Annotated in this window: 13 protein-coding genes; 7 read left to right on the top strand and 6 right to left on the bottom strand. The window is 41.2% G+C overall.

What is annotated here, in order from left to right; translation table 11 throughout:
• The first annotated feature begins 188 nt into the window (after positions 1-188).
• The 7 genes from BQ8014_RS04080 (at position 189) to BQ8014_RS04050 (ending at position 11,421) form a co-directional block, all read left to right on the top strand.
• On the top strand, positions 189-1,637 hold the full coding sequence (locus tag BQ8014_RS04080) for a glycoside hydrolase family 125 protein (protein ID WP_080903247.1): 1,449 nt from the start codon (positions 189-191) through the stop codon (positions 1,635-1,637).
• A 257-nt stretch (positions 1,638-1,894) separates the two neighbouring features.
• The gene (locus BQ8014_RS04075; RefSeq protein ID WP_234997979.1) at positions 1,895-5,035 is read left to right on the top strand and encodes a SusC/RagA family TonB-linked outer membrane protein; all 3,141 of its coding nucleotides are present in this window, start codon (positions 1,895-1,897) and stop codon (positions 5,033-5,035) included.
• A 12-nt stretch (positions 5,036-5,047) separates the two neighbouring features.
• Entirely contained in the window at positions 5,048-6,667 is a 1,620-nt protein-coding gene (locus tag BQ8014_RS04070; RefSeq protein WP_080905805.1) for a RagB/SusD family nutrient uptake outer membrane protein, read from the top strand.
• A 34-nt stretch (positions 6,668-6,701) separates the two neighbouring features.
• Entirely contained in the window at positions 6,702-7,826 is a 1,125-nt protein-coding gene (locus BQ8014_RS04065; RefSeq protein ID WP_080903245.1) for a SusE domain-containing protein, read from the top strand.
• 12 nt (positions 7,827-7,838) lie between these two features.
• Positions 7,839-8,981: a SusE domain-containing protein gene (locus tag BQ8014_RS04060; protein WP_080903244.1), complete on the top strand. Its 1,143-nt coding sequence runs from the start codon at positions 7,839-7,841 to the stop codon at positions 8,979-8,981.
• A 98-nt stretch (positions 8,982-9,079) separates the two neighbouring features.
• Positions 9,080-10,204 carry a glycoside hydrolase family 76 protein gene (locus tag BQ8014_RS04055; RefSeq protein WP_080903243.1) on the top strand — a complete coding sequence of 375 codons (1,125 nt, stop codon included), beginning with the start codon at positions 9,080-9,082 and terminating at the stop codon, positions 10,202-10,204.
• An 86-nt stretch (positions 10,205-10,290) separates the two neighbouring features.
• A complete protein-coding gene (locus tag BQ8014_RS04050; protein ID WP_234997978.1) occupies positions 10,291-11,421 on the top strand; it encodes a glycoside hydrolase family 76 protein in 1,131 nt (376 codons plus the stop codon).
• 270 nt (positions 11,422-11,691) lie between these two features.
• Here BQ8014_RS04050 and BQ8014_RS04045 read toward each other — a convergent pair whose 3' ends face one another.
• From BQ8014_RS04045 to BQ8014_RS04020, 6 genes are all read right to left on the bottom strand, one after another.
• Positions 11,692-12,927 (bottom strand): MFS transporter, encoded by a 1,236-nt coding sequence (locus tag BQ8014_RS04045; protein WP_080903241.1) that lies wholly within the window; start codon positions 12,925-12,927, stop codon positions 11,692-11,694.
• 11 nt (positions 12,928-12,938) lie between these two features.
• On the bottom strand, positions 12,939-14,354 hold the full coding sequence (locus BQ8014_RS04040) for a sialate O-acetylesterase (RefSeq protein WP_080903240.1): 1,416 nt from the start codon (positions 14,352-14,354) through the stop codon (positions 12,939-12,941).
• 4 nt (positions 14,355-14,358) lie between these two features.
• On the bottom strand, positions 14,359-15,492 hold the full coding sequence (locus BQ8014_RS04035) for a sialidase family protein (protein ID WP_080903239.1): 1,134 nt from the start codon (positions 15,490-15,492) through the stop codon (positions 14,359-14,361).
• Positions 15,493-15,662: 170 nt separating this feature from the next.
• Positions 15,663-17,843 (bottom strand): hypothetical protein, encoded by a 2,181-nt coding sequence (locus BQ8014_RS04030; protein ID WP_080903238.1) that lies wholly within the window; start codon positions 17,841-17,843, stop codon positions 15,663-15,665.
• Between the two features lie 45 nt (positions 17,844-17,888).
• Positions 17,889-19,310 carry an FAD-dependent oxidoreductase gene (locus tag BQ8014_RS04025; protein WP_080903237.1) on the bottom strand — a complete coding sequence of 474 codons (1,422 nt, stop codon included), beginning with the start codon at positions 19,308-19,310 and terminating at the stop codon, positions 17,889-17,891.
• 155 nt (positions 19,311-19,465) lie between these two features.
• Positions 19,466-21,004, bottom strand: coding sequence for an FAD-dependent oxidoreductase (locus tag BQ8014_RS04020; RefSeq protein WP_080903236.1), 1,539 nt, complete (start codon positions 21,002-21,004; stop codon positions 19,466-19,468).
• Positions 21,005-21,006 lie beyond the last annotated feature (2 nt).

Raw genomic sequence — 21,006 nt, 5'->3', positions numbered from 1 at the left:
ATGCAAAAACAATGACAAATATAAACCCTTTACAAGAAGTTTTTTCGATGGAAATATTATTTTTTTTGCAGCACGGACAGCATGTCATAAAAACGTAAAAGCATGTCATAAAAACGTACACCCCCCTGTCTATTTTCACACTATTTTCGCTTTTGAAACGATTAATATCAGTTAACCAATAACAGATCATGATAACACGAAGAAATTTTTTAAGGAAAGGCGGCTTAGGTTTAGCCGCAATGGCTTTAGGGAATAAAGAGATAATTACCGGAGGAGAAAATATTATTTCCCAGGGAAATCAATTTATTTCAAAACGCCCTGAACTATCAAAGAGAAACTTCACATCAAAAATAGTAGAAGAGACCATTATTCGGGTCACTGCACAAATTAAAGACCCCAAGTTAGCTTGGATGTTCGAAAATTGTTTCCCTAATACATTAGATACGACTGTACATTTCAAAATACAGGACAATAGACCCGACACTTTTGTATATACCGGTGATATCCATGCCATGTGGCTGAGGGATTCTGCGGCGCAAGTTTGGCCTTACCTCAGCTTAATGCAAAAAGATGAACAGTTACAACAGCTGATTGCCGGAGTTATTAATAGACAAACCCAATGTATCTTGCTGGATCCTTATGCCAATGCTTTCAATGACGGAGCTGTCGGCGGCGAATGGATGTCGGATCTTACAAATATGCGACCCGAATTACACGAGAGAAAATGGGAAATAGATTCCCTCTGCTATCCCGTACGTTTAGCCTATCATTATTGGAAATTATCCGGCGACATATCGGTATTTACGTCCGAATGGGAAAAAGCGATGGAGTTAATTCTTAAAACTTTTAAGGAACAACAACGGAAAGAGGACTTAGGACCGTACAAATTCCAACGAAAAACAACGCGGCAATTAGATACGCTAAGTAACGATGGTTACGGCGCTCCTGTCAGGGCTGTAGGATTAATTGTTTCTTCTTTTAGGCCATCAGACGATGCAACTACATTCAATTTCCTCATTCCCTCCAATTTATTTGCGGTCACATCTCTCAAACAAATTGCGGAAATTTTAACCAAAGTACGTAAAAACAATGTATTTGCCTCACAATGTATTGCTTTGGCAAACGAAGTGGAAACTGCTGTCAATAGCTATGCGGTTACCAATCATTTAAATTACGGGAAAATATATGCATATGAAGTAGATGGCTTCGGCAACCGATTATTCATAGATGACGCAAATGTTCCGAGTCTTTTGGCGTTACCTTATTTAGGATGCATAGACAAAAATAATGCGGTATACCAAAATACCCGGAATTTTGTATGGAGCCATGATAACCCCTATTTCTTTAAAGGTAAAGCAGGGGAAGGCATCGGTGGGCCTCATGTCGGATACGATATGATTTGGCCCATGAGCTTAATCATGAAAGCAATGACCAGTGACAACGATACGGAAATCAAGTATTGCATAAAAACGCTTAGGGATACGGATGGGGATACCGGTTTTATGCATGAAAGTTTCGACAAAAATGATCCGAAGAAATTTACCCGTTCTTGGTTTGCCTGGACTAACACCTTATTTGGGGAACTGGTACTTAAGCTAATAAACGAAGGAAAAATAAACCTATTAAATAATATATGACAGAATCACCAATTTCACCTAAATTAACACATTATGAAAAATAGAAATTCCCCATGATTTTTCTCTCTGTATTGAGATGAGGGAGCGTCAAAAATCATTTGTTTATTAACTGAAATAATGATAGTAATGAATGATCGCAACCAGTACTGTGAATGCAAACGTTCATAGCATTGAATTTTTACAGGAAGGATTTGCTTTTGATGCACGCTCGTCTGATTCGTATTTTGAGTTATTATGTCCACCACAAAACATTTATTATGAATGATTTAACAAACAAAACAAAAACGCGGGTTGTTGAAAAATGGCTTATTTGTTTTTTCACCTTATGTTTATTTTTAACATCAGGTGAGCTGAATGCCCAAACACAACCTAATCAAGAAAAGATTAAAGTGACAGGTAAGGTATTGGATCCTTCCGGAGAATCCATGGTCGGCGTCAATATCTTACTTAAAGGAACCAGCTCCGGGACTTCTACGGATTTGGATGGCAAATTCATCTTAGAAGTTCCTCAAGGAGGCATCATTACAATCAATTATCTCGGATATATCCCCGAAGAAGTTGTTATCAGAGATGAAAAGCCTTTAACTATTACATTAAAGGAAGATGTCCAGAAACTGAATGAGGTTGTAGTAATCGGTTATGGTACCCGCCAACGCAAAAGCATTACGGGGTCTGTAGACCAAGTCGGCTCCGAAATTTTTGAAAACCGGCCGGTATCTAATTCCATGCAGGCATTACAAGGCGCTTCCGCCAATTTGACTATCCAGCAAAGGAGCATGAACCCGAATGATAACAGTATGAATATTAATATTCGTGGTATCAGTACAATGGGAAATAACGATCCTTTGATAGTCATTGACGGATTAATATCGAGTACCGGAACTCTAAACAATATGAATCCGAATGATATTGAGAATGTATCCGTATTAAAAGATGCCGGTAGCGCCGCCATTTACGGTTCCCGTTCTTCCAACGGCGTTATCTTGATTACTACGAAGAAAGGTTCTAAAACGAATAAACCCGTTGTAAAATTCAGCGGAATGGCAGGTTATGAAGATCCGGATATTTTGTTTAAACCCGTTGAAGGATGGCAAAATGCCATGTATAGAAACGAAGCGAATATGAACACAGGAAGCAGTCCAGTTTTCACGCCTGAACAGATCCGTGATTTATATGACCACCGGAGTGAAGAATATTGGTACTTGGATAAGGTAATGGAAAAAGGACTTCAACAGAACTATAACCTGAATGTTTCCGGAGGAAGTGAGAACAGTACTTACATGGTTTCTGCCGGTTATTATAACCAGGAAAGCAATTTTGTCGGCAATTTCGGTGTGGAACGTTATAACTTCCGTAGCAATTTGACGACTGAATATGGACGGTTTAAACTTACATCCTTAATGGCTTATAATCGTAAAAACGATCGAACCGTCGCAGGCGGTACCGGAAATGTCCTTATCAACTCTTCCCGTATCCCGCCTTATTATTATTATCAATTGGAAAAAGACGGTAAGTATCTTATCAATGATGTAATTGGTGATGATAACACATTAGCTTATCTTAAAGAAGGCGGTTATGAAAAGAAAGACGAGGATAATTTCATCGGAAGCATGAATCTTGATTTCAAAATTATGCAAGGGTTGACGGCCAAAGGCTTAGTCGGTTTGGACTTAACTCAACACCATCGATACCGCAGAGATATGAAAGTCCCTCTCTATTCGTCGTCCGACCTGGAAACGCCGGTCATTTATATACATCCGAATACTTTGACGGAAGATTATAATAGCAAAAAGCACACCTTGAGTACTCAATTCTTATTGGATTTCGACCGGACATTTAATTCTGTTCATAACGTAACAGGACTGCTCGGCGTGTCTAACGAGTCATATACTTTTAAAGCGAGCCGTATCGCCTGGGAATACACGGATGAAGATCTCGGCCTTCCGACAACGGATAATGCCGTACAGAATAAAGATAATAAGAACTCCAACGGAGATACGGATCAAACAAGCATTACTTCTTTCTTCGGGCGTTTCGGATATAATTATATGGATAAGTATTATGCAGACGCTTCTTTCCGTTATGATGGTTCCTCCAAATTTGCCAAAGACCAACGATGGGGGTTTTTCCCGTCATTCTCTGCAGCATGGAGACTTTCCGAAGAGTCCTTCATGGAGTTTTACAAAGAAAAAATAGGCGATTTGAAGCTTCGTACTTCCTATGGCGTATTGGGTAATCAAAATGTAGACAATTATTCTTACCAGACGGTTTACCAAATGAATACGAATACGTATGCATTCAATAACCTCCCTGTACCCGGAACCAGTTATACGTATGGAAATCCGCTTCTGACATGGGAAAAATCAGGGAATTTCAATATTGGAGTAGATGCAACTTTCCTGGATAATAATTTATATGTGTCGTTTGATTACTTTAATAAAAAGACCTGGGATATCCTTTTATCTCCTCAAGTCTCCAACGTTTTCGGAAGTTCTGCGGCTAAACAAAATGCCGGTGAAATGAAGAATCGTGGCTGGGAAGCGACCATTAACTATAAACTGACCTCCGGAGATTTCAGGCATAATTTCAATTTGAATGTTTCCGACTCTAAAAATGAAGTTACCGATTTTGGAGGGAAAGAACGCATCGACCAAAACGACCAGTTATATAAATTAATCCGTGAAGGAGAAGCCTTAGGTTCTTATTATGGCTATAAGACTGACGGTTATTTCCAAAGTTATGAGGAAATTGCGAATAGCGTACTTCCTGTCGGAGTTTCTGTGCAACCGGGCGATGTAAAATACGTTAACCAAAACGGCGACGATGTCATTGACGAAAAAGATCGTGTCGTGATAGGCAATGCCTTCCCGAGATATACATTTGGCTTTAATTACAACCTTGAATATAAAGGATTTGATTTCGGAGTGCTCCTCCAAGGTGTCGGTAAACGCGATATGTACGTACGTGGTGAACTGATCGAGCCTTTCCATTCCAATTATTCCTATGTCATTTACCAGCATCAGCTGGACTTCTGGACACCGACTAATCCGGATGCGAAATGGCCTCGCTTAGTAGCTCCGGGTTCTGCTTCCAGCAATAACAACTGGGGAAAAGCGGGTTCTGATATTTATCTTCTGGATGGAGCTTATCTGCGCGTAAAGAATATCCAACTGGGATATACATTACCCAAGCAGTTAACTTCAAAATTTGGAGTTCAGAAATTACGTGTCAGTCTGAATGCACAGAATATTTTGACATTATCCAAGAACTCTTTCATAGATCCAGAATCTTCGGAGTTCGGAAATAATATGGGGGGAATTGAAGGTATTGGAGCAAATAGCGCCCGTAACTATCCTACTTTAATATACTACGGATTTGGTTTGGATTTGGAATTTTAATGCATGTATGGTATGAAAAAGATATTATTAAAATATGGTGTAGGAGTAATTTGCATGATATTGGCAACTTTTACTTCTTGTAACGACCTGGATTTGGCACCGACAAATAAGTTTACGGATTTGAATTATTGGACTTCATCGGAGAAAGCCTCTGCCGTATTAAGCATGGCTTATAGCCAAATGTATAATTCGGGATATTTCTTTTCCAATGAGAGACTATCCGACAACCTTTATGAAGGCCGTGGAAACAGTGATGAAAAAATTATTACGGCCGGACAAGCCGACGCTGCCCTCGGACGTTTTTCCACGGAATGGAAGGATTGTTTTGCCGGTATTAAGACTTGTCATACTTTCTTGGAAAATGTAGACCGGGTTCCAAATATGGATGAATCGCTGAAGGAAAGAATGAAAGCGGAAGCCCGGTTTATCCGCGCTTTGCTCTACCTCCGTCTGGCTATGCAGTATGGGGATGTCCCGTTGTTTGATCATAACCTTCCTTTAGAGGAAGCCAATAATGTCTCGCGTTCTCCCAAATCGGAGGTGGTTGACTTTGTAAGGAATGAATTGAATGAAATCGTAAGCCTTTTACCGACCAGACAGGAATATGCCGCCAAAGACAATGGCCGTATAACGCAAGGAGCGGTTATGACTTTGCTTGCCCGTACGTACTTGTACGAAAACGACTGGACAAATGTTTCTTCGGTCTGTGAAAAGATTATCAACGGCCAATACGGGCAATATGAGTTATTCCCCAGCTATGAAGGTCTTTTCTTGCCGGAAAATGAATACAACAGCGAGGTAATCCTGGATATGGGATATGTTCTGACTTTGAGAACCTGGGCTGAGTATTATGATGCGATTCCTCTTTCTGTAGGAGGCCGCATTAACGGTTTTGCACCTACCCAGGAACTGGTGGAGGACTATGTCATGAAAAACGGAAAAGGAATTCGTGAAGCGGGTTCGGGGTATGATGAAGAGAATCCTTATGTCAATCGTGATCCGCGTTTTGCCCTTACCATCGTATATCATGGATATAGATGGAAAAAGGGAGATGGAACGACTTCTACTATTTATATCAAGCCGGGATCTTCGGCCGAGGCAGGTGTTTCCAACCTGGATGAATATGCCGGCCCGGGACAAAACGCAACCGCAACGGGATATTATCTCAGGAAAAACTTCGATCCGACCGCTCCGGCAGGAATAGCAGCCGGGCTGAATTTAATCTTGATGCGTTATGCCGATGTCCTGTTGATGTATGCAGAAGCTAAAAACGAACTGGGGCAGATGAGCGAAGCGGTATGGAACCAAACAATCCGTCCTATTCGTCAACGGGCAGGCTTTACGGATGCTTCCGCCCTGGATTATCCGGGAACGGATTTACAAACGATTATTCGTCGCGAACGCCGTTCCGAATTGGCTGTTGAAGGGTTGAGACTATTCGATATCCGTCGTTGGAAAACAATAGAAACGGTTATGAACGGTTATCCTCATGGAGCGAAATTTGCCTCTAACAACTCTCAGTATATTCAGCTGGATCAGAGGAAATTTAATTCGGCGCGGGATTATCTGTTCGCTATTCCCCAATCAGAAAGAGATATTAATAAGAACCTTACTCAAAATCCAGGATATTAATAATGGGTATGTTTTGAGTTAAAACAAAGAAAATATGAAAACAATATTGTTTAAACTGACTATGATAGTCGCTTTCGCTTTTACCTTTATTGCATGCAGCAATAATGGAGAAGTGAGAGACACGGGAGTGACGGCTGTTAAAACATTATATGAACCGGATAACGGAAAAACGATCGCCTTGCAACCTTCTGCTTCTGCAACTTTATACTTCGAATGGGAACCTTCCAGAGCGGAAGACAGCGGAAATGTACTGTATGAAGTCGCTTTCGATAAAGCGGATGGAGATTTCTCCGACCCGGTTTATATCACTGCAGCTGATAATAACGGCGGAATAAATCATGCAACTATTACGCATAAGCAATTAAACCGGATTGCGGCTATGGCCGGTATTGAATCTTCGGAACAGGGAACCCTTAAATGGACAGTCTATGCTTCCAAAGGAATCAATCCGGTAAAGGCGGAAGAAGAACGTAAGCTGACGGTTACCCGCTTGGCTGGTTTTGCGGATATTCCCAACCAATTATATTTGACCGGAGAAGGTACGGAAGCGGGCGCCACTCTCTCAAGCGCCCTGGTGATGAAGAAAGTAACAGAAGGAGAATTTGAAATATATACCAAATTAACGGAAGGCAAAACATTCAAATTTGTAAACACCCTTACCGGAACGCCTACGGAATATGCTTTAAGCGGCGAAAAAATTGTAGAAGGTGGGACTTCTACAGTCTCTAAGACCGGAGTCTACAAATATTATCTGGATTTCAATATCGGTTCTTTTACCGTGAAAGAGGTTACGAAAGTGAGCTTGTATTTAAATTGGTCGCAGATGAAGATCGAACTTCCTTATAAAGGATTGGGTATTTGGGAAATCACGAATTATACGATTACAGGACTTTCCGGAAATGATGATTCGGACGATCGTTATAAGTTCAGAATGGAAAGCTCGACCGGAGAAACAGAATGGAGAGCGGCCAACAATGACAGCAAGCCGACCGGGAACGAAGCTTATTATTATATGGTGGAAAAGACGGATGTGGAGCAATGGACGAATAACCAGATCTGGAAAAATCCGTCTACGACCGGGTGGAGTGACAAAACATACGATATTACATTCTCTTTGGCGGCAGACGCTCCCTATACTCATAATTTGGTAATCAAATAATAGAATGGAATTATGAAAACAATCTGGATAAATTTAGCATTTATAGCTTCTCTGGTGTTCGCTCTTGTGTCATGTAACGATACGATGGGGGATACGGATAGCCGGTTGGCCGATGTCAAATCCCTTATTGAACCAACCAACGGTAAATCGGTCGCCTTGGAAGCTTCCGCTTCCGCTACGGTTTATTTTGAATGGGAATATGCAAATGCCGGAGAAGGCGGGACTTCTGTTTATCAAATTGCCTTTGATAAAACAGACGGTGATTTTTCAAATCCTGTTTACATGACGGTATCCGACAATAACGGGTTCTACAACCATGTAACGATTACTCATAAACTGTTGAACAAGATAGCAGGCATGGCTGGTATTAATCCTTCTGAAACCGGAACGCTTAAATGGACTGTTTTTTCCTCAAAAGGGATGAAAGCAGTCAAAGCCGGACAGGAGAATACGATTACCGTTACCCGCTTGGCGGGTTTTGCAGATATACCTATCGATGTATATGTGACGGGCGAAGCTTCCGAGGGAGGCACGGATCTGTCGAAAGCTCATAAAATGAAAGCAGTCGCCAGTGGAGAGTTCGAAGTTTATACCAAACTGGCGGCAGGCAAGTCTTATTCTTTTGTTGACGGTATTTCCGGTTCTCCCCGGCAGTTCTATACTTCAGATGGTCTGGTTAAAGAGGACGGGACAAGTACTATCGCGACTGACGGTGTATATAAAATCACACTTGATTTCAATACGGGTGCCTGTACCTATACATTAGTGACGAGAATCGGGTTTTATTTCTGTCCGGACGGCGCTATTTTGTTCGACTTGCCGTATGCCGGCTATGGAGTCTTCAAGGCGACCGGTAAAACTGTTACGTTCAAACAGGAAACCTGGGGCCGCGACGAACGCTACAAATTCCGCATGTTCGTTAAGGAAAACGGAGGAACCGGTGAGGAGAAAGAACTGGAGTGGGCTACGTTGAACCAGACTGATTCACGGCCGACGGCATCCAGTCCGGAGTCTTACTATTATCTCCAATTGCTGACAAATTTGTCGCAATGGGATAATAAATGGAAACTAATGGGTGATTTCGATGGAGTACCGGCTGATTATACAATATACCTGACGGCTGATCAACCTTATACACATACGATAACCAAGTAAAGTCAATTTAATTGTCAATTAAGAATTGAAAATGATTTGTGCTATCTTTAGACACGAATTGTTTTCAATTCTTGGTTTCTTATTTTAATTATAGTGTAATGAAAAAGAATTTTTTTTTACTATCTCTGCTTATTTTACTGGTGGCCTGTAGTAGCGACGATGATCCCAAACCCGATCCCGGGGAAGAGAGTGAGATCAATTGGAGTGCGGCAGCAGACAGTAGCAGCAGAGCGTTAACAAATTCATTCTGGAACGCAAGCGGTAAATATTTTAATTCCGACAGTAATGGAGATGTTAATTTCCAGTATTGGCCGCAAGCGCATGCTTTGGATGTGTTGGTCGATGCCTATCAACGTACAGGTGATGCCGTGTATAAAAATTATATCGACCAATGGTTTGAAGGGGTCAAGATTAAAAACGGGAATACATTTAAAAATGACTTTTATGATGATATGGAATGGAATGCTTTAGCCATTCTTCGCGCTTATAAAGCGACCAATGATTCCAAATTCAAAGAAGCGGCATTGCAAATCTGGGAATATATCAAAGTCGGTTGGAATGAGAACGCCGGGGGAGGAATCTCATGGGTGAAAGGTCAGGAATATAGTAAAAATGCCTGTTCCAATGGCCCAGCCTGTATTTTGGCGGCGCGTTTATACCAGGAGTTCGGCGATGAAAGCAATAAGGAATGGGCGCTCAAAATTTATAATTGGGAAAAATCAACCTTGTTTAATAGCAATAACGGGATGGTTTATGACAATATAAACAGTGAAACGGGAGTGATCCAGAAGGATTGGGTCTTTACTTATAATCAAGGTACTTTTATCGGCTCGGCTGTGGAACTGTACAAGATAATGGGGGAAAGGGCCTATCTGAATGATGCGGCCTTGGCTGCCGATTATACAGCCAGCAGTTTGGTCAGTAATTCGATTCTTAAAAGTGAAGGAACAGGTGATGGCGGACTTTTTAAAGGGATTTTCATTCGTTATTTTACCGATCTGATCCAGCAGGATCGTTTGGACGCTACGGCAAAAAAACGTTATATTCAATTTCTGGAGCATAACGCCGAGACCTTATGGACGCAAGGTACCAATAAGCCGGCTGTTTTCTTTGGCCCTAACTGGAGTACGAAGCCCGGATCGTCAACCGGATTGACCGAGCAGTTGAGTGGAAGTATGCTGATTGAAGCGATGGCGCTCCTGGAGAATAAAGGAGCATTATAAAACTATTACTCTTCAAATGGAACGTTATGAAAGAATTGATGAAATGTAAAATTATAGTATGCGCGTGTTTACTGTGCGCTGTTTGTATGGCAAAGGCTCAGGAAAGCACTGAAAGCAATTTGGATCGTGCCCGGCTGACATTGGAGTCTATCTATAAATATTATTCCGCACAAGGTACGGCTTTACTACATGAAAATTATCCGTTTGACGCTAACTATTCGGCTACTTATTTGGCTTCCGCCGACACGGGAGCACAGAAACAATTTGCCTATTTATGGCCTTTCTCCGGCACTTTTTCCGGCGTAAACGCTTTATTGAGATCATCAGGGGATAAACAATACCTGAAGATTATGACGGAACGGGTATTGGACGGATTGGAGAAATATTACGATCATTCCCGGCAACCGCCCTGCTATGCTTCTTACCTGAGCGAAGTAGGGCTATCCGACCGCTTCTATGACGATAATGTCTGGCTGGGTATCGATTTCGTGGAGTTATACCGCCAAACAAAGAATGCGTCTTATCTGGATAAAGCCAAGGAAATCTGGACGTTTATCCTTAGCGGGACGGATGAGAAACTGGGTGGAGGCATCTACTGGTGCGAGCAGAAGAAGCATTCCAAAAACACCTGCTCCAATGCCCCCGGCTCTGTCTTGGCATTGAAGCTTTTTGAAGCGACAAAAGACAGCTCCTATTTCAAAACGGGATTGGAACTTTATCATTGGACCAAAAAGAATTTGCAGGATCCGGAAGACCTGCTTTATTGGGACAATATAAACCTGTCGGGTAAGATCGGCAAGGCGAAGTATCCCTATAATAGCGGACAAATGCTCCAAAGTGCGGCCTTGTTATATAAACTGACAAGGGATAAACGCTATCTGGTCGAAGCGCAGGCTGTCGCAAAGGCGGGCATTTCCCATTTCACCCATGAGATCGTGACGGAGCAGGGAGAAAAGTTCCGCCTGATAAACCCGGGAAATATCTGGTTTGTAGCTGTTATGATGCGAGGTTTCATCGAATTATACCACCAGGATCAGAATAAAGAATACCTGGAAGTCTTCAACAAAAACCTGGATTATGCATGGAAACATGCACGGGATAAGCATGGCCTGTTCTTTGATCATTGGGACGGTAAGTCGGACAAGCAAGCGAAGTGGCTGCTCGACCAGGCCGCTTTCGTAGAAATGTACGCCTCTATCGCCGCGGTCGATCGTTAATTGCCTATAAATCTTTCTCATGCCGCCAAAAGATCTTTTTATGGGGCTGTCCAAAAAGTCGTGACTTATATGGAAAAAATCCAGTGCACTCAATTTTATAAATGAGTGTACTGGATCAATTCATTGAGTGCACTGGCTTTTTAGGGCAGCGCAGTGCTTTTTTAGACAGCCTCATAGAAAATAAAAGAGCCGGTGCAACGAAAAAGAAATCAGCACGTTGAAATACTCAAAAGCCAACGCCCAAATCGCATCTTCGATTGTACCTTTTTTTTATGTCATTTCGTTCGTTTTAGGGCGCAGGACAAGCAGTTGGATGACCAGTATAATGCCTACCACGCCAGCCATCAGAACGAAATCCTGGCCCAAATGTCCGCTGTCCATGGATTTCCCTAAAAGGGAAGTAACCAAGGCGCCGGCAAAAACACCGGTCATATTCATGATACCATAAGCTGTTGCGCGTAACCGGGAAGGAACGAACTGGCAGAGAATCGGCATGTTATTCGCATCGAACATTCCGAAGCCGAGACCGAAGCAAACAGCGCCTCCAATGACCGGTAGGAAGGTATGCCCATAACCCAGGAATAATAATGCCGGAATCATAAGTCCTAAACCTATCGCACCTGTATACACCCTTCCTCTCAGATTTTTTTGTATCCACCGGTCGGAAAGCATTCCTCCTAAGAGAACTCCGATGAAGGAAGAGATAGCTATAGTAATTGTAGACATAGGACCGGCTTGCGACATATCAATAGATAGATTCTCCGCAAATAAAGTAGGAAGCCAGTTTTTGGTTGCCCATCCCGGTAAACTCGGCACGGCAAAATAGAACAGGATAACCCAGAAGGCTATATTGGAGAACAACATCGCCATTCCTCGCATGACCGAGATTCGAGAGGTTTGTGGAACGTCTTGTTTCAGTTTCTTTATAGAATGTCCTTCCTTTTCATGTAAGAAGAAGATTAAGACAAGACTATAGACAACACCAATGATCCCAAAATAATGAAAGGTAGCTTCCCAAGAATAAAGGTTTGCGACCGTAGCACCAAACCCGCCGATCGCTTGTCCGGCATAAAGACCTGTCATATGGATTCCGATGGCTAAAGAACGTGTTTTGTCACTATGATAGTCCGCAATCATCGACAGCGCAGAGGGTATATACAATGCCTCGCTAACTCCCATAATAGCTCTTAAAACATATAATTCGGTAAAGTTATCGGCATATCCCATCCGCCAGGTAACACCTGACCAAACGAACAAACTTCCGACAATCAACCATTTCCGATTTAACCGATCGGCGATAAGTCCGGAAATAGGACTCATCAAACCATAAATCCAAAGAAAAACAGCCATGAGCCTGCCAAAATTCGCCGCTAATTCTAACTCTTCGATATCAACCATCATCGCTGAACGCATCGTAGATAGCATTTGGCGATCCATATAATTCAACAAAGCAACCACCCATAACAAGGCAACGACAGCCCAAGGGTAATATTTACTGTTTTTCATATCTCTTAAAATTACCAGGTATCCGTCCGGAAGGAAGAAGCGGGTAGTCCTGCATTATTGTATAAATATCCTTCCACATAGTTGTCCCATCCATAACGAACAGCCACGGGTTGTGGTACGGAATCGGAAGACACGATTACATTTTTCCCTTTAATAATTGCTTTAACCGGATAAAATTTCTTATCGCTTCCGGCAATACTAAAGCCTTCCAAAGGTTTACCCAAAGAAGTCAGTCCATTCTCTGCAAAACTGAAATCGAGAATTGCTTCTCCCCCTTCAATCTTCATACTCTTATAAACGGGGCCGGAATATTCAATGCCTTCGATATGATACGTTTTTGCGAGCGCCCAGTAAGCCAACCGTTTCCCCACGGCCACTTTATTCCCCGGATGGATGGTACTGTATTCACCGACATCTAAAGTCACAGCCATTCCGGTATTCGGAACAGACAACATGGTTTTTAATTGGGCTTCCCGCAACTCAGCCGAGTTTTTATCGGAATCATATCTATAAGGAGCGATTTGAACAAAATAGAATGGGAATTCCCCAATCCCCCATTTCTGTCTCCAATTAGTAACCATCGCAGGAAATAGACGTTCGTATTGAGTCGGATTCATTCGGTTTCCTTCTCCTTGATACCAGATAACGCCACGTATTCCATAAGGGATTAAAGGGTGCAACATCGCATTATAAAGAACGGCAGGCGATCTATGTTTACTTTTCTCAATTAATTGTATCGGAATATCTTTAAAAGAGCGCTCCAGTATTTCTTTATCCGTCCATGCTTCCGCCGGAGTACCTCCCCAACTGGCATGAATCAGGCCGATAGGGACATTCAGTATTTTATATAAATAAGCTCCATAGATATAGGCAACGGCACTAAAATTAGCGACTTCTTTCGGCTCGGAAAGAATCCAAGCTCCCTCGCAATCCTCTAAAGGAGTCTCGCTAATGTTTCGTTTTACTGTAAATAAGCGTATCTGAGGATTGTTACTTTGCGCTATGATATCATTGCTTTCATAGACCGGTTGGGAAATAAAACCTTTAAGAGGCATCTCCATATTCGACTGCCCGCTGCAAACCCAAACTTCACCAATCAATACGTCTTTAATTACTTTACGATCATTAGCCGATTGAAAAGTTAATTCATAAGGCCCTCCGGCCTCCGGTGTCTTTACTCTCACTTCCCATTTCCCGTTAGAAGAAGCTACCGCGGAATAGGATTCATCCGGATTCCAATTGGCCTGTACCGAAATACGTTCTCCTTTGTTTGCCCATCCCCAGAGACTCACGGTCGAATTGCGTTGAAGAACCATACGATCTCCAATTACGGAAGGGAACCGTATGGATGCATTGGAAAATGAACTACTTAAGAATAAGAAAAATACGAAAAGAAAACAAGAAGGATATTTACAATAATGTTTCATTGTTTTATTTAATAAGTTGTTCAGAAGAAATAATTATAAAACCTATTTTTTCGTATGGATTTTGTACGCCATATTCATACAACAATCCTATATTACCCTCCGGAAGGTTTACTAAATCGGAATAGGCACTTGGCCCTGGATAAACTAAATGAGAACATGGCCATGTTTTTCCGTTATCTTCGCTCAATCTAATTGTCATTTTCTCTCTTTTATCGGTCGACGCCGGATTAGAGAAAAGCAGTTTATTACTGTTCTTTCCAGATTTATTATAATTCAATGTGCTTCCTTGGCATACGGGTTCAATCAATTCCGGTAAATATTTCATTTCCGACCACGTTTTTCCGCCATCCGAACTGACAGCAATAGAACGGGTTTTATTTTCTTCCCGGTTATAATTTCGCATATTCAGCATCAAATCACCGTTTCCCAATTCTACTACGCTACTTTCATTCCCTCCATGCTCTCTAACCACTCCTCCGAGATTCCAAGTTTCTCCCTTGTCGTCAGAATAAATAATGTGTGAATGATATAATTTTGTACCAGCAACTATGTGATTGGCAGGAATAACAAGCCTTTCCTTATATCGTTTATTTTGTAACTGAATGCCATGACAAGGACCTGTTGCGTACCACGTCCACTCCGAACGTTTGACTGTTGATGTTATTTCTTTTGGTGCAGACCAAGTTTCTCCGTCATTCTCTGAATAAAGAATGAAAATCCTGCGGCTATTTTTACTTGTTTGAGCTATAATTTCTTTTTCATGATCTTCGCCTAAATTCCAACAAGATACTAATATTATACGTCCGGTAGTTTGATCTATCACCGGAGTCGGATTACCACAAACATTATCCCCATCATCCCATACCGTAATCATTTTACTCCAGGTTTTACCACCGTCTTCAGAACGTTTTAAAACCAGATCTATGTCACCTGTATCGGAACAACTGTTTTTGCGTGCTTCAGCAAAAGCCAACAAAGTACCTGTTTTACTCTGAATAATAGCAGGAATACGGAAACAAGCATATCCGTCCTGATTTTTACGAAAAACATTCGTTGTCGCTTGAGTATTTCCCTGAGCATACATAAACATATTTACCTGCGCCAGTAACATAAAATATATTAACACAATTCTATTCATATCATTTTCTTGTTTATTGAGATTATAAATTCAATTCTTTTTCTATTTGCTCTAATGATTTTCCTTTTGTTTCAGGAATTCATATTTTCACAGTTTATACTGTATATTTTCAAACTAAAAGTTTACTACTGTTAATATAGTTTGAGTCTATTGTCTCGTCTCTTTACTATTTATTTATCTAATAATACGGATTTTATGTTTATTTTTAATGAATGCTTTTTCTTCGAATCTAGTTTGATAGGTTTCATCTCTTTTGATAGCTTATCAGGCTGATGGACATAAATGCCTGTACAAGATAAGTCAGAAAGTCTCTCTATTTGAAGTAATCCATATTCTCCTTCTCTATCTATGTCTAACGATAGCGATAGATTTCCAAAAGGCGTTGCAATATCTCGAAGTTTAATGGTCATCCCAGGCTGTATCCATTCAATAGGTAATCCTTCAAATAAATGTAATTCATTTCCACGATCCAAAGCAAGCATGTGAACAACTAAACGGAGAAATTCAGCACTAGCCCAATTGTGTGGCATGTCTCCGACAAATTCCCGATGTAAATCACGAGTATTGTGTTCTTCCCTCCAAGCATAAAGAGGTGACGCGTGGTTTGCAAAAGCATACAAAGACTCTGATGCTCTTTTTCCATCCCCCATCCAAAGACATGCATGCCCGTAAAAACTTGCAAAATAATTCCAAATACCTTCAACAATCCAACCTGTGCCCATAACCATGCCTTCCTGTAAAGTTGTGTGCAACATATTCATAGTTCCTGTTGCTATAGGATCGCCTTGTTCAAATATTTGTCCCGGGTATACCCCATGGCAAAATGTCCATTGTGCCCGTTGTGGTAAATCATGATATTTGGGGTCCATCATTATAGGCAAGTATTTGTTCCCAAAAGTATCACATACTATGTCTCGATGAGCAGCCTGCTGGAATTTTTTGTAAAATTCTCTATATTCTTTTTCCCATGCTTCTGCATCTTCCCTTTTCTCAAGCCAATATGCTGCTTGAATCATAGCTTTTAACCCTGCTAAATTCCAATAAACATTCGAATATTCTGCTTGTCCGGGCCCCCCCCATAAACCACCGTCTATTGAACCAGGTGGCATTAAGCCATCATCCAGATCAATATCATTTTCAAGGCTTAAAGCTCGTAATTTTTGAATGAATTGAACAGTTTTTCTAAGTTTACTCCAGATAGATTCCAACCAATGTTTGTCTTGGGTCAGCATTGCATGCCGGACACATGTCCAGAGCGCAACTCCGTTTGCTTTCCAAAAATCAGGTTTATGCTTTTCGATTTTACCATTTTCAGATTGAAAAGTCAACATGTAATCTATTCCATGACGCGCATCTACACCACGACCAAACATTGTGGCTGCCTCAAGGATAAAGGCACCATCTACAATCCATAACCCACGGTAACAAGTCGGGCCAACTTGAAAACTTATTTTATTGTCGACTATTTCCCGGGATTGCCAGATATTTCTCAGGGAAGCATCAATCAGATTCTGAATTTCTTTGTCCGGAATTGAGATATACCCATATGGAATATCTGTTTTATTATTCCAGTAATCAACAACATTTTTTTTCAAATTGGTAATTTCACGAACAATGGCTTGCGGATTCTGTTTGAATTTATTTGCCAAAACAGATGGCATACCGTTATCATAAAGGACAACTATCTTACGATTGTCTCCGGGGACAAGTTCAATCGGTCCGAACTCAATCAATGTTTTAAAATCAACTAAATTCTTACGTACCCGTTTAACTGGTTCACTGATCAAAACATTCTTATTTCCATTAATATAAACAATGCCATCCTTCAAATCTACCGGATACTTTGAATCAATAATTAGCATTGGTTTTATCGTTCGATGTTGATTTGTTTTGTTTGTCACAGTAGTAATAATAATGTCCTCCCTATTGCCTTCTTTGGTTGAGATGCCAACTTTCATATAGTCCTGTGCAATGGAAAAGGTCTCCTGTAAAATATCCATTCCCCCGTAAGTACTATACGTTTCAACAATTGGTACACGTGGGGAATGTAATTTTTGAGAGTTGATTTTCATTCCTTCATCTGCAAAGAAATGAAGGACCGTATAGAATCCCCGTCCTTTGATGTACGGATAAAAAATCTCCCCCTTTTCTCCGATGGCACTAAATCCGTAAAACATCTGTCCCAAAGGACCAACAACTGTTTTAAATGAATCGTCTGGGAAGCAAATATTTGTAACGTACCAATCAGGTGCATATCTGTAGTCAACCTCTTTAAGCTGAGCAGATAAACAGATGCTTTGGAATGTCAATAAAGAATACAAGAGATATTTTCTCATATCTAGTTGTCTCATTATAAATAATTAAAATATTAACAAAGTCTTTACAGAAGATATAAATTAAACAAGAGCGCCAACTGTTTTTAAATGTTTTCTCAGTTCAACGCCGTTGAGTTCAGATACCGAAACATCATTAATAATGCAAAGAGCTGCAGCAGTTCCTGCAGCTTGTCCCAATGCCATACATTGTGCCTGTACCCTAATTGTTCCAAATGCTTCCCGTGTTGCTGAAAGTAGCGCTCCTGCAACAAGTAGATTTTCAGAGTTCTCCGGAACTAAAGTACGGTAAGGAATATTATAGGGTCTGGTTATAAAACGGGCATTTTGTTGTGTATCTCCAGACAAATGAATATCAATAGGGTGTCCGCCGCGCGCTACTGTATCAGGGAAATTCTGAGGTTCGAGGACGTCATTAGCGGTCATTGTATAGAGTCCATGAATGGTACGTGTTTCACGGATACCGATTTGAGAAGCTGTGTCAATAAGATAACAGTTTGAAAAGGCTTGATGCCGTTTTCTAAATATGTCAATGATGGTATATATTTCTTCTCGTAAAACGAGCTCTGCTTTTGATAAATCGTGTACATCAGCGCCATTCCCTCCTATACGAGTAACATTTACCGATACTTCTCCGGGGCGGATGGTGCTACCATGCACAGTCCACGGTCCACCAAAGTTTCGCAGTCTTCCCGCCCTGACTTCCTCCTGCAAGATTTCTCGAAGGACTGGATTCGCATACTTTACACCATCATTTGCCATTAAAAGGGTTAACCGGCACGTATCCACTCCGCCAAGGCGAAAATACAATGTCATGGGTTGTAACTCGCCAGAAGTATTTCGGTTGCGCATTTCCCATGGCAAGCTCGTTTTTACGATGAGATCACCAGTTCCCGTGCAATCAATGAACATACGCGCAGATATTGCGAAACGCCCTGATTTCGTTTCAACAATAACGTGTGACAATTTTCCAGGTTCTTTTAATTTAACCCCTGCAACTAATGTATGTAATAATACACTTGCACCAGAAGATTGTACCATCCGCTGTGCTGTGATCTTATATGCCTCTACATCGTAAGGTACATTACCACTTGGCAAATCAATAATTGCACCATTCATATCGTGCATAGCCCGGATAAATTCTCCTGGAATTCCGTCAACAATACGTTCTCCGTTAAAATTAAATTTACTTAACGGCCCAACCATTCCGGCTGTTGCCATACCTCCTAGAAAACCATATTGCTCAATCAATAACGTCCGCACACCCATCCGTGCTGCAGCAACGGCAGCAGTAAAACCGGCAGGACCGCCACCACAAACAACAACATCGGTTTCTATACAGACTGGGAGAGAATGGGCTTGTTCAACAATTGAATTTGAAGAAAGAGGGTTATGGTTCTTTCTATCTTCGTATTGACATTGTGGAATTACACTTAGCGTTCCGGTCGCTAATATACTCCTCCTAATAAAAGTTCGCCTATTCATATTAGAATATCATTTATTTTAACAATTACACCTCTAACTTTTATATCAACTAAGTCTTAGATACCTTTGCCATATTCCGGTTTTGTATATAAAACACTACGAAAAGGAACAAAAGCATTAATATGCTTATTCATAATTATAAATTAATTGCGGTTTTAAATCTGATCAACTCTGGGATAAATTACCGGCAGTTGCTCCCGGTCAATAATAGCACCGGCTTCTTTTAACCTAGCACGAAGCCCCTCAATGTCAATATTTGTAAAAGAAGCATTTCCCATAACTACTTGTTTCGTAGCTATTCCCGCAGCCTCCCCCATAGCCATACATGGAGCCATCACTCTCACAGGACCTAACACTTGGCCTTCAACACTTACTGCCCGTCCCGGACATATCAGATTTTTTATCGTTTTAGGGATCATTATTCGGAAAGGTAACGGCGTTGTTAAGCCTTTCTGTACTGTTTGTTTAAACCCTGTTTTTTCATCATCAGCAAAAGGTTGGACGCTCGGTTTATTGGGATCAGGTAAATCCCAACCATACATACTGAAACCAATGCAATCATCAAAAACTTTATCATTTTTAAGATCTTCAACAGTCATTACATAATCTCCAATGATTCGACGAGTCTCTCTCACACCCAGTTGGGAAGCAACAGATTTTATCCGGGCATTTTTAAAGCCGGGAAAATATTTCTGGAATAAACTCATTAATTGATGCGTTTCTTCACGTCCTCGTTTCATTCCTTCCGAAACCGATCTACCATCCGTACCATCAATACCGACCAATCGACAGGTATTAATATAAAACTCTCCTTTCGCTGGTAATCGGGTGCAAATAAAAATATCATAGGGGAATGTCCATTCTCCGATTTCTCTCAACTGACGTATCAAATCACGGAATTTGGGATCTCTGTTCTTCTCTATTGCCTGCGTCAATTCTTGTTCATTTACATTATAGGCATGAAAAACAAGAGAGGTCGGCGTCATTTTTCCATCTTCTTTGCGTCCTTTCATTGTTTCACAATTACTTCGATAGGCCACTTCCGCATTTCCCGTCGCATCGATGACCGCCTTTGTCGGAACAGCGAATAATCCGCTCCGATTATATAGTATGACCTGTGTAATTCTGTCACCTTCTACTACCGTATCTACAAAATAGGTAAAGAGAAGGACATCCACTCCGGCCTCTCCCATTTTTTCATCTAAGAAATAGTCTATGGAAAATGGATCCAAAGGAATGCCATGAATGAACCAATTATACCAACCATATGGATGATAATCTTTATTAGGGCTCAAGGAAGGGATAACGGCATAACCCTTTTTCGCCGCTTCCTCTGCAATAGTTTTAAAAAGTCCTTGAACTACCCATTCGCCTTCTTGAGTACGTCCTCCCAGCCAATGAGATACATGCCCGCTCGTCGCCATACCACCTAATTGCCCCAGACCTTCAACCAGTAAGACTTTCAGACCTTCCCGTTTGGCAGCTAAGGCCGCAACCGTACCGGACGGACCTCCTCCGCACACAATGACATCATATTCTTCCATAAGAGGGATCTCTCTGACAAAGTTGGTATTGCTCATTGCTTTCACCTCATTGCCCGGCCTATTATCGGAACATGAAATCAAAGTTGTCGGAATCAGGCTAACAGTTCCTAATGCAGACATATACTTAATGAATTTTCTTCTACTATTCATAC

This window comes from Parabacteroides sp. Marseille-P3160, assembly GCF_900162725.1.
GTDB lineage: Bacteria > Bacteroidota > Bacteroidia > Bacteroidales > Tannerellaceae > Marseille-P3160.
Note: the sequence above shows the minus strand (reverse complement) of the source record. Positions and strands in the feature narration are given on the sequence as shown.

Bases quoted from the DNA above. Each gene is read 5' to 3' on its own strand.
- BQ8014_RS04080 (WP_080903247.1), top strand. From the start codon at position 189: ATGATAACACGAAGAAATTTTTTAAGGAAAGGCGGCTTAGGTTTAGCC.
- BQ8014_RS04075 (WP_234997979.1), top strand. From the start codon at position 1,895: ATGAATGATTTAACAAACAAAACAAAAACGCGGGTTGTTGAAAAATGG.
- BQ8014_RS04070 (WP_080905805.1), top strand. From the start codon at position 5,048: ATGAAAAAGATATTATTAAAATATGGTGTAGGAGTAATTTGCATGATA.
- BQ8014_RS04065 (WP_080903245.1), top strand. From the start codon at position 6,702: ATGAAAACAATATTGTTTAAACTGACTATGATAGTCGCTTTCGCTTTT.
- BQ8014_RS04060 (WP_080903244.1), top strand. From the start codon at position 7,839: ATGAAAACAATCTGGATAAATTTAGCATTTATAGCTTCTCTGGTGTTC.
- BQ8014_RS04055 (WP_080903243.1), top strand. From the start codon at position 9,080: ATGAAAAAGAATTTTTTTTTACTATCTCTGCTTATTTTACTGGTGGCC.
- BQ8014_RS04050 (WP_234997978.1), top strand. From the start codon at position 10,291: ATGGCAAAGGCTCAGGAAAGCACTGAAAGCAATTTGGATCGTGCCCGG.
- BQ8014_RS04045 (WP_080903241.1), bottom strand. From the start codon at position 12,927: ATGAAAAACAGTAAATATTACCCTTGGGCTGTCGTTGCCTTGTTATGG.
- BQ8014_RS04040 (WP_080903240.1), bottom strand. From the start codon at position 14,354: ATGAAACATTATTGTAAATATCCTTCTTGTTTTCTTTTCGTATTTTTC.
- BQ8014_RS04035 (WP_080903239.1), bottom strand. From the start codon at position 15,492: ATGAATAGAATTGTGTTAATATATTTTATGTTACTGGCGCAGGTAAAT.
- BQ8014_RS04030 (WP_080903238.1), bottom strand. From the start codon at position 17,843: ATGAGACAACTAGATATGAGAAAATATCTCTTGTATTCTTTATTGACA.
- BQ8014_RS04025 (WP_080903237.1), bottom strand. From the start codon at position 19,310: ATGAATAGGCGAACTTTTATTAGGAGGAGTATATTAGCGACCGGAACG.
- BQ8014_RS04020 (WP_080903236.1), bottom strand. From the start codon at position 21,004: ATGAATAGTAGAAGAAAATTCATTAAGTATATGTCTGCATTAGGAACT.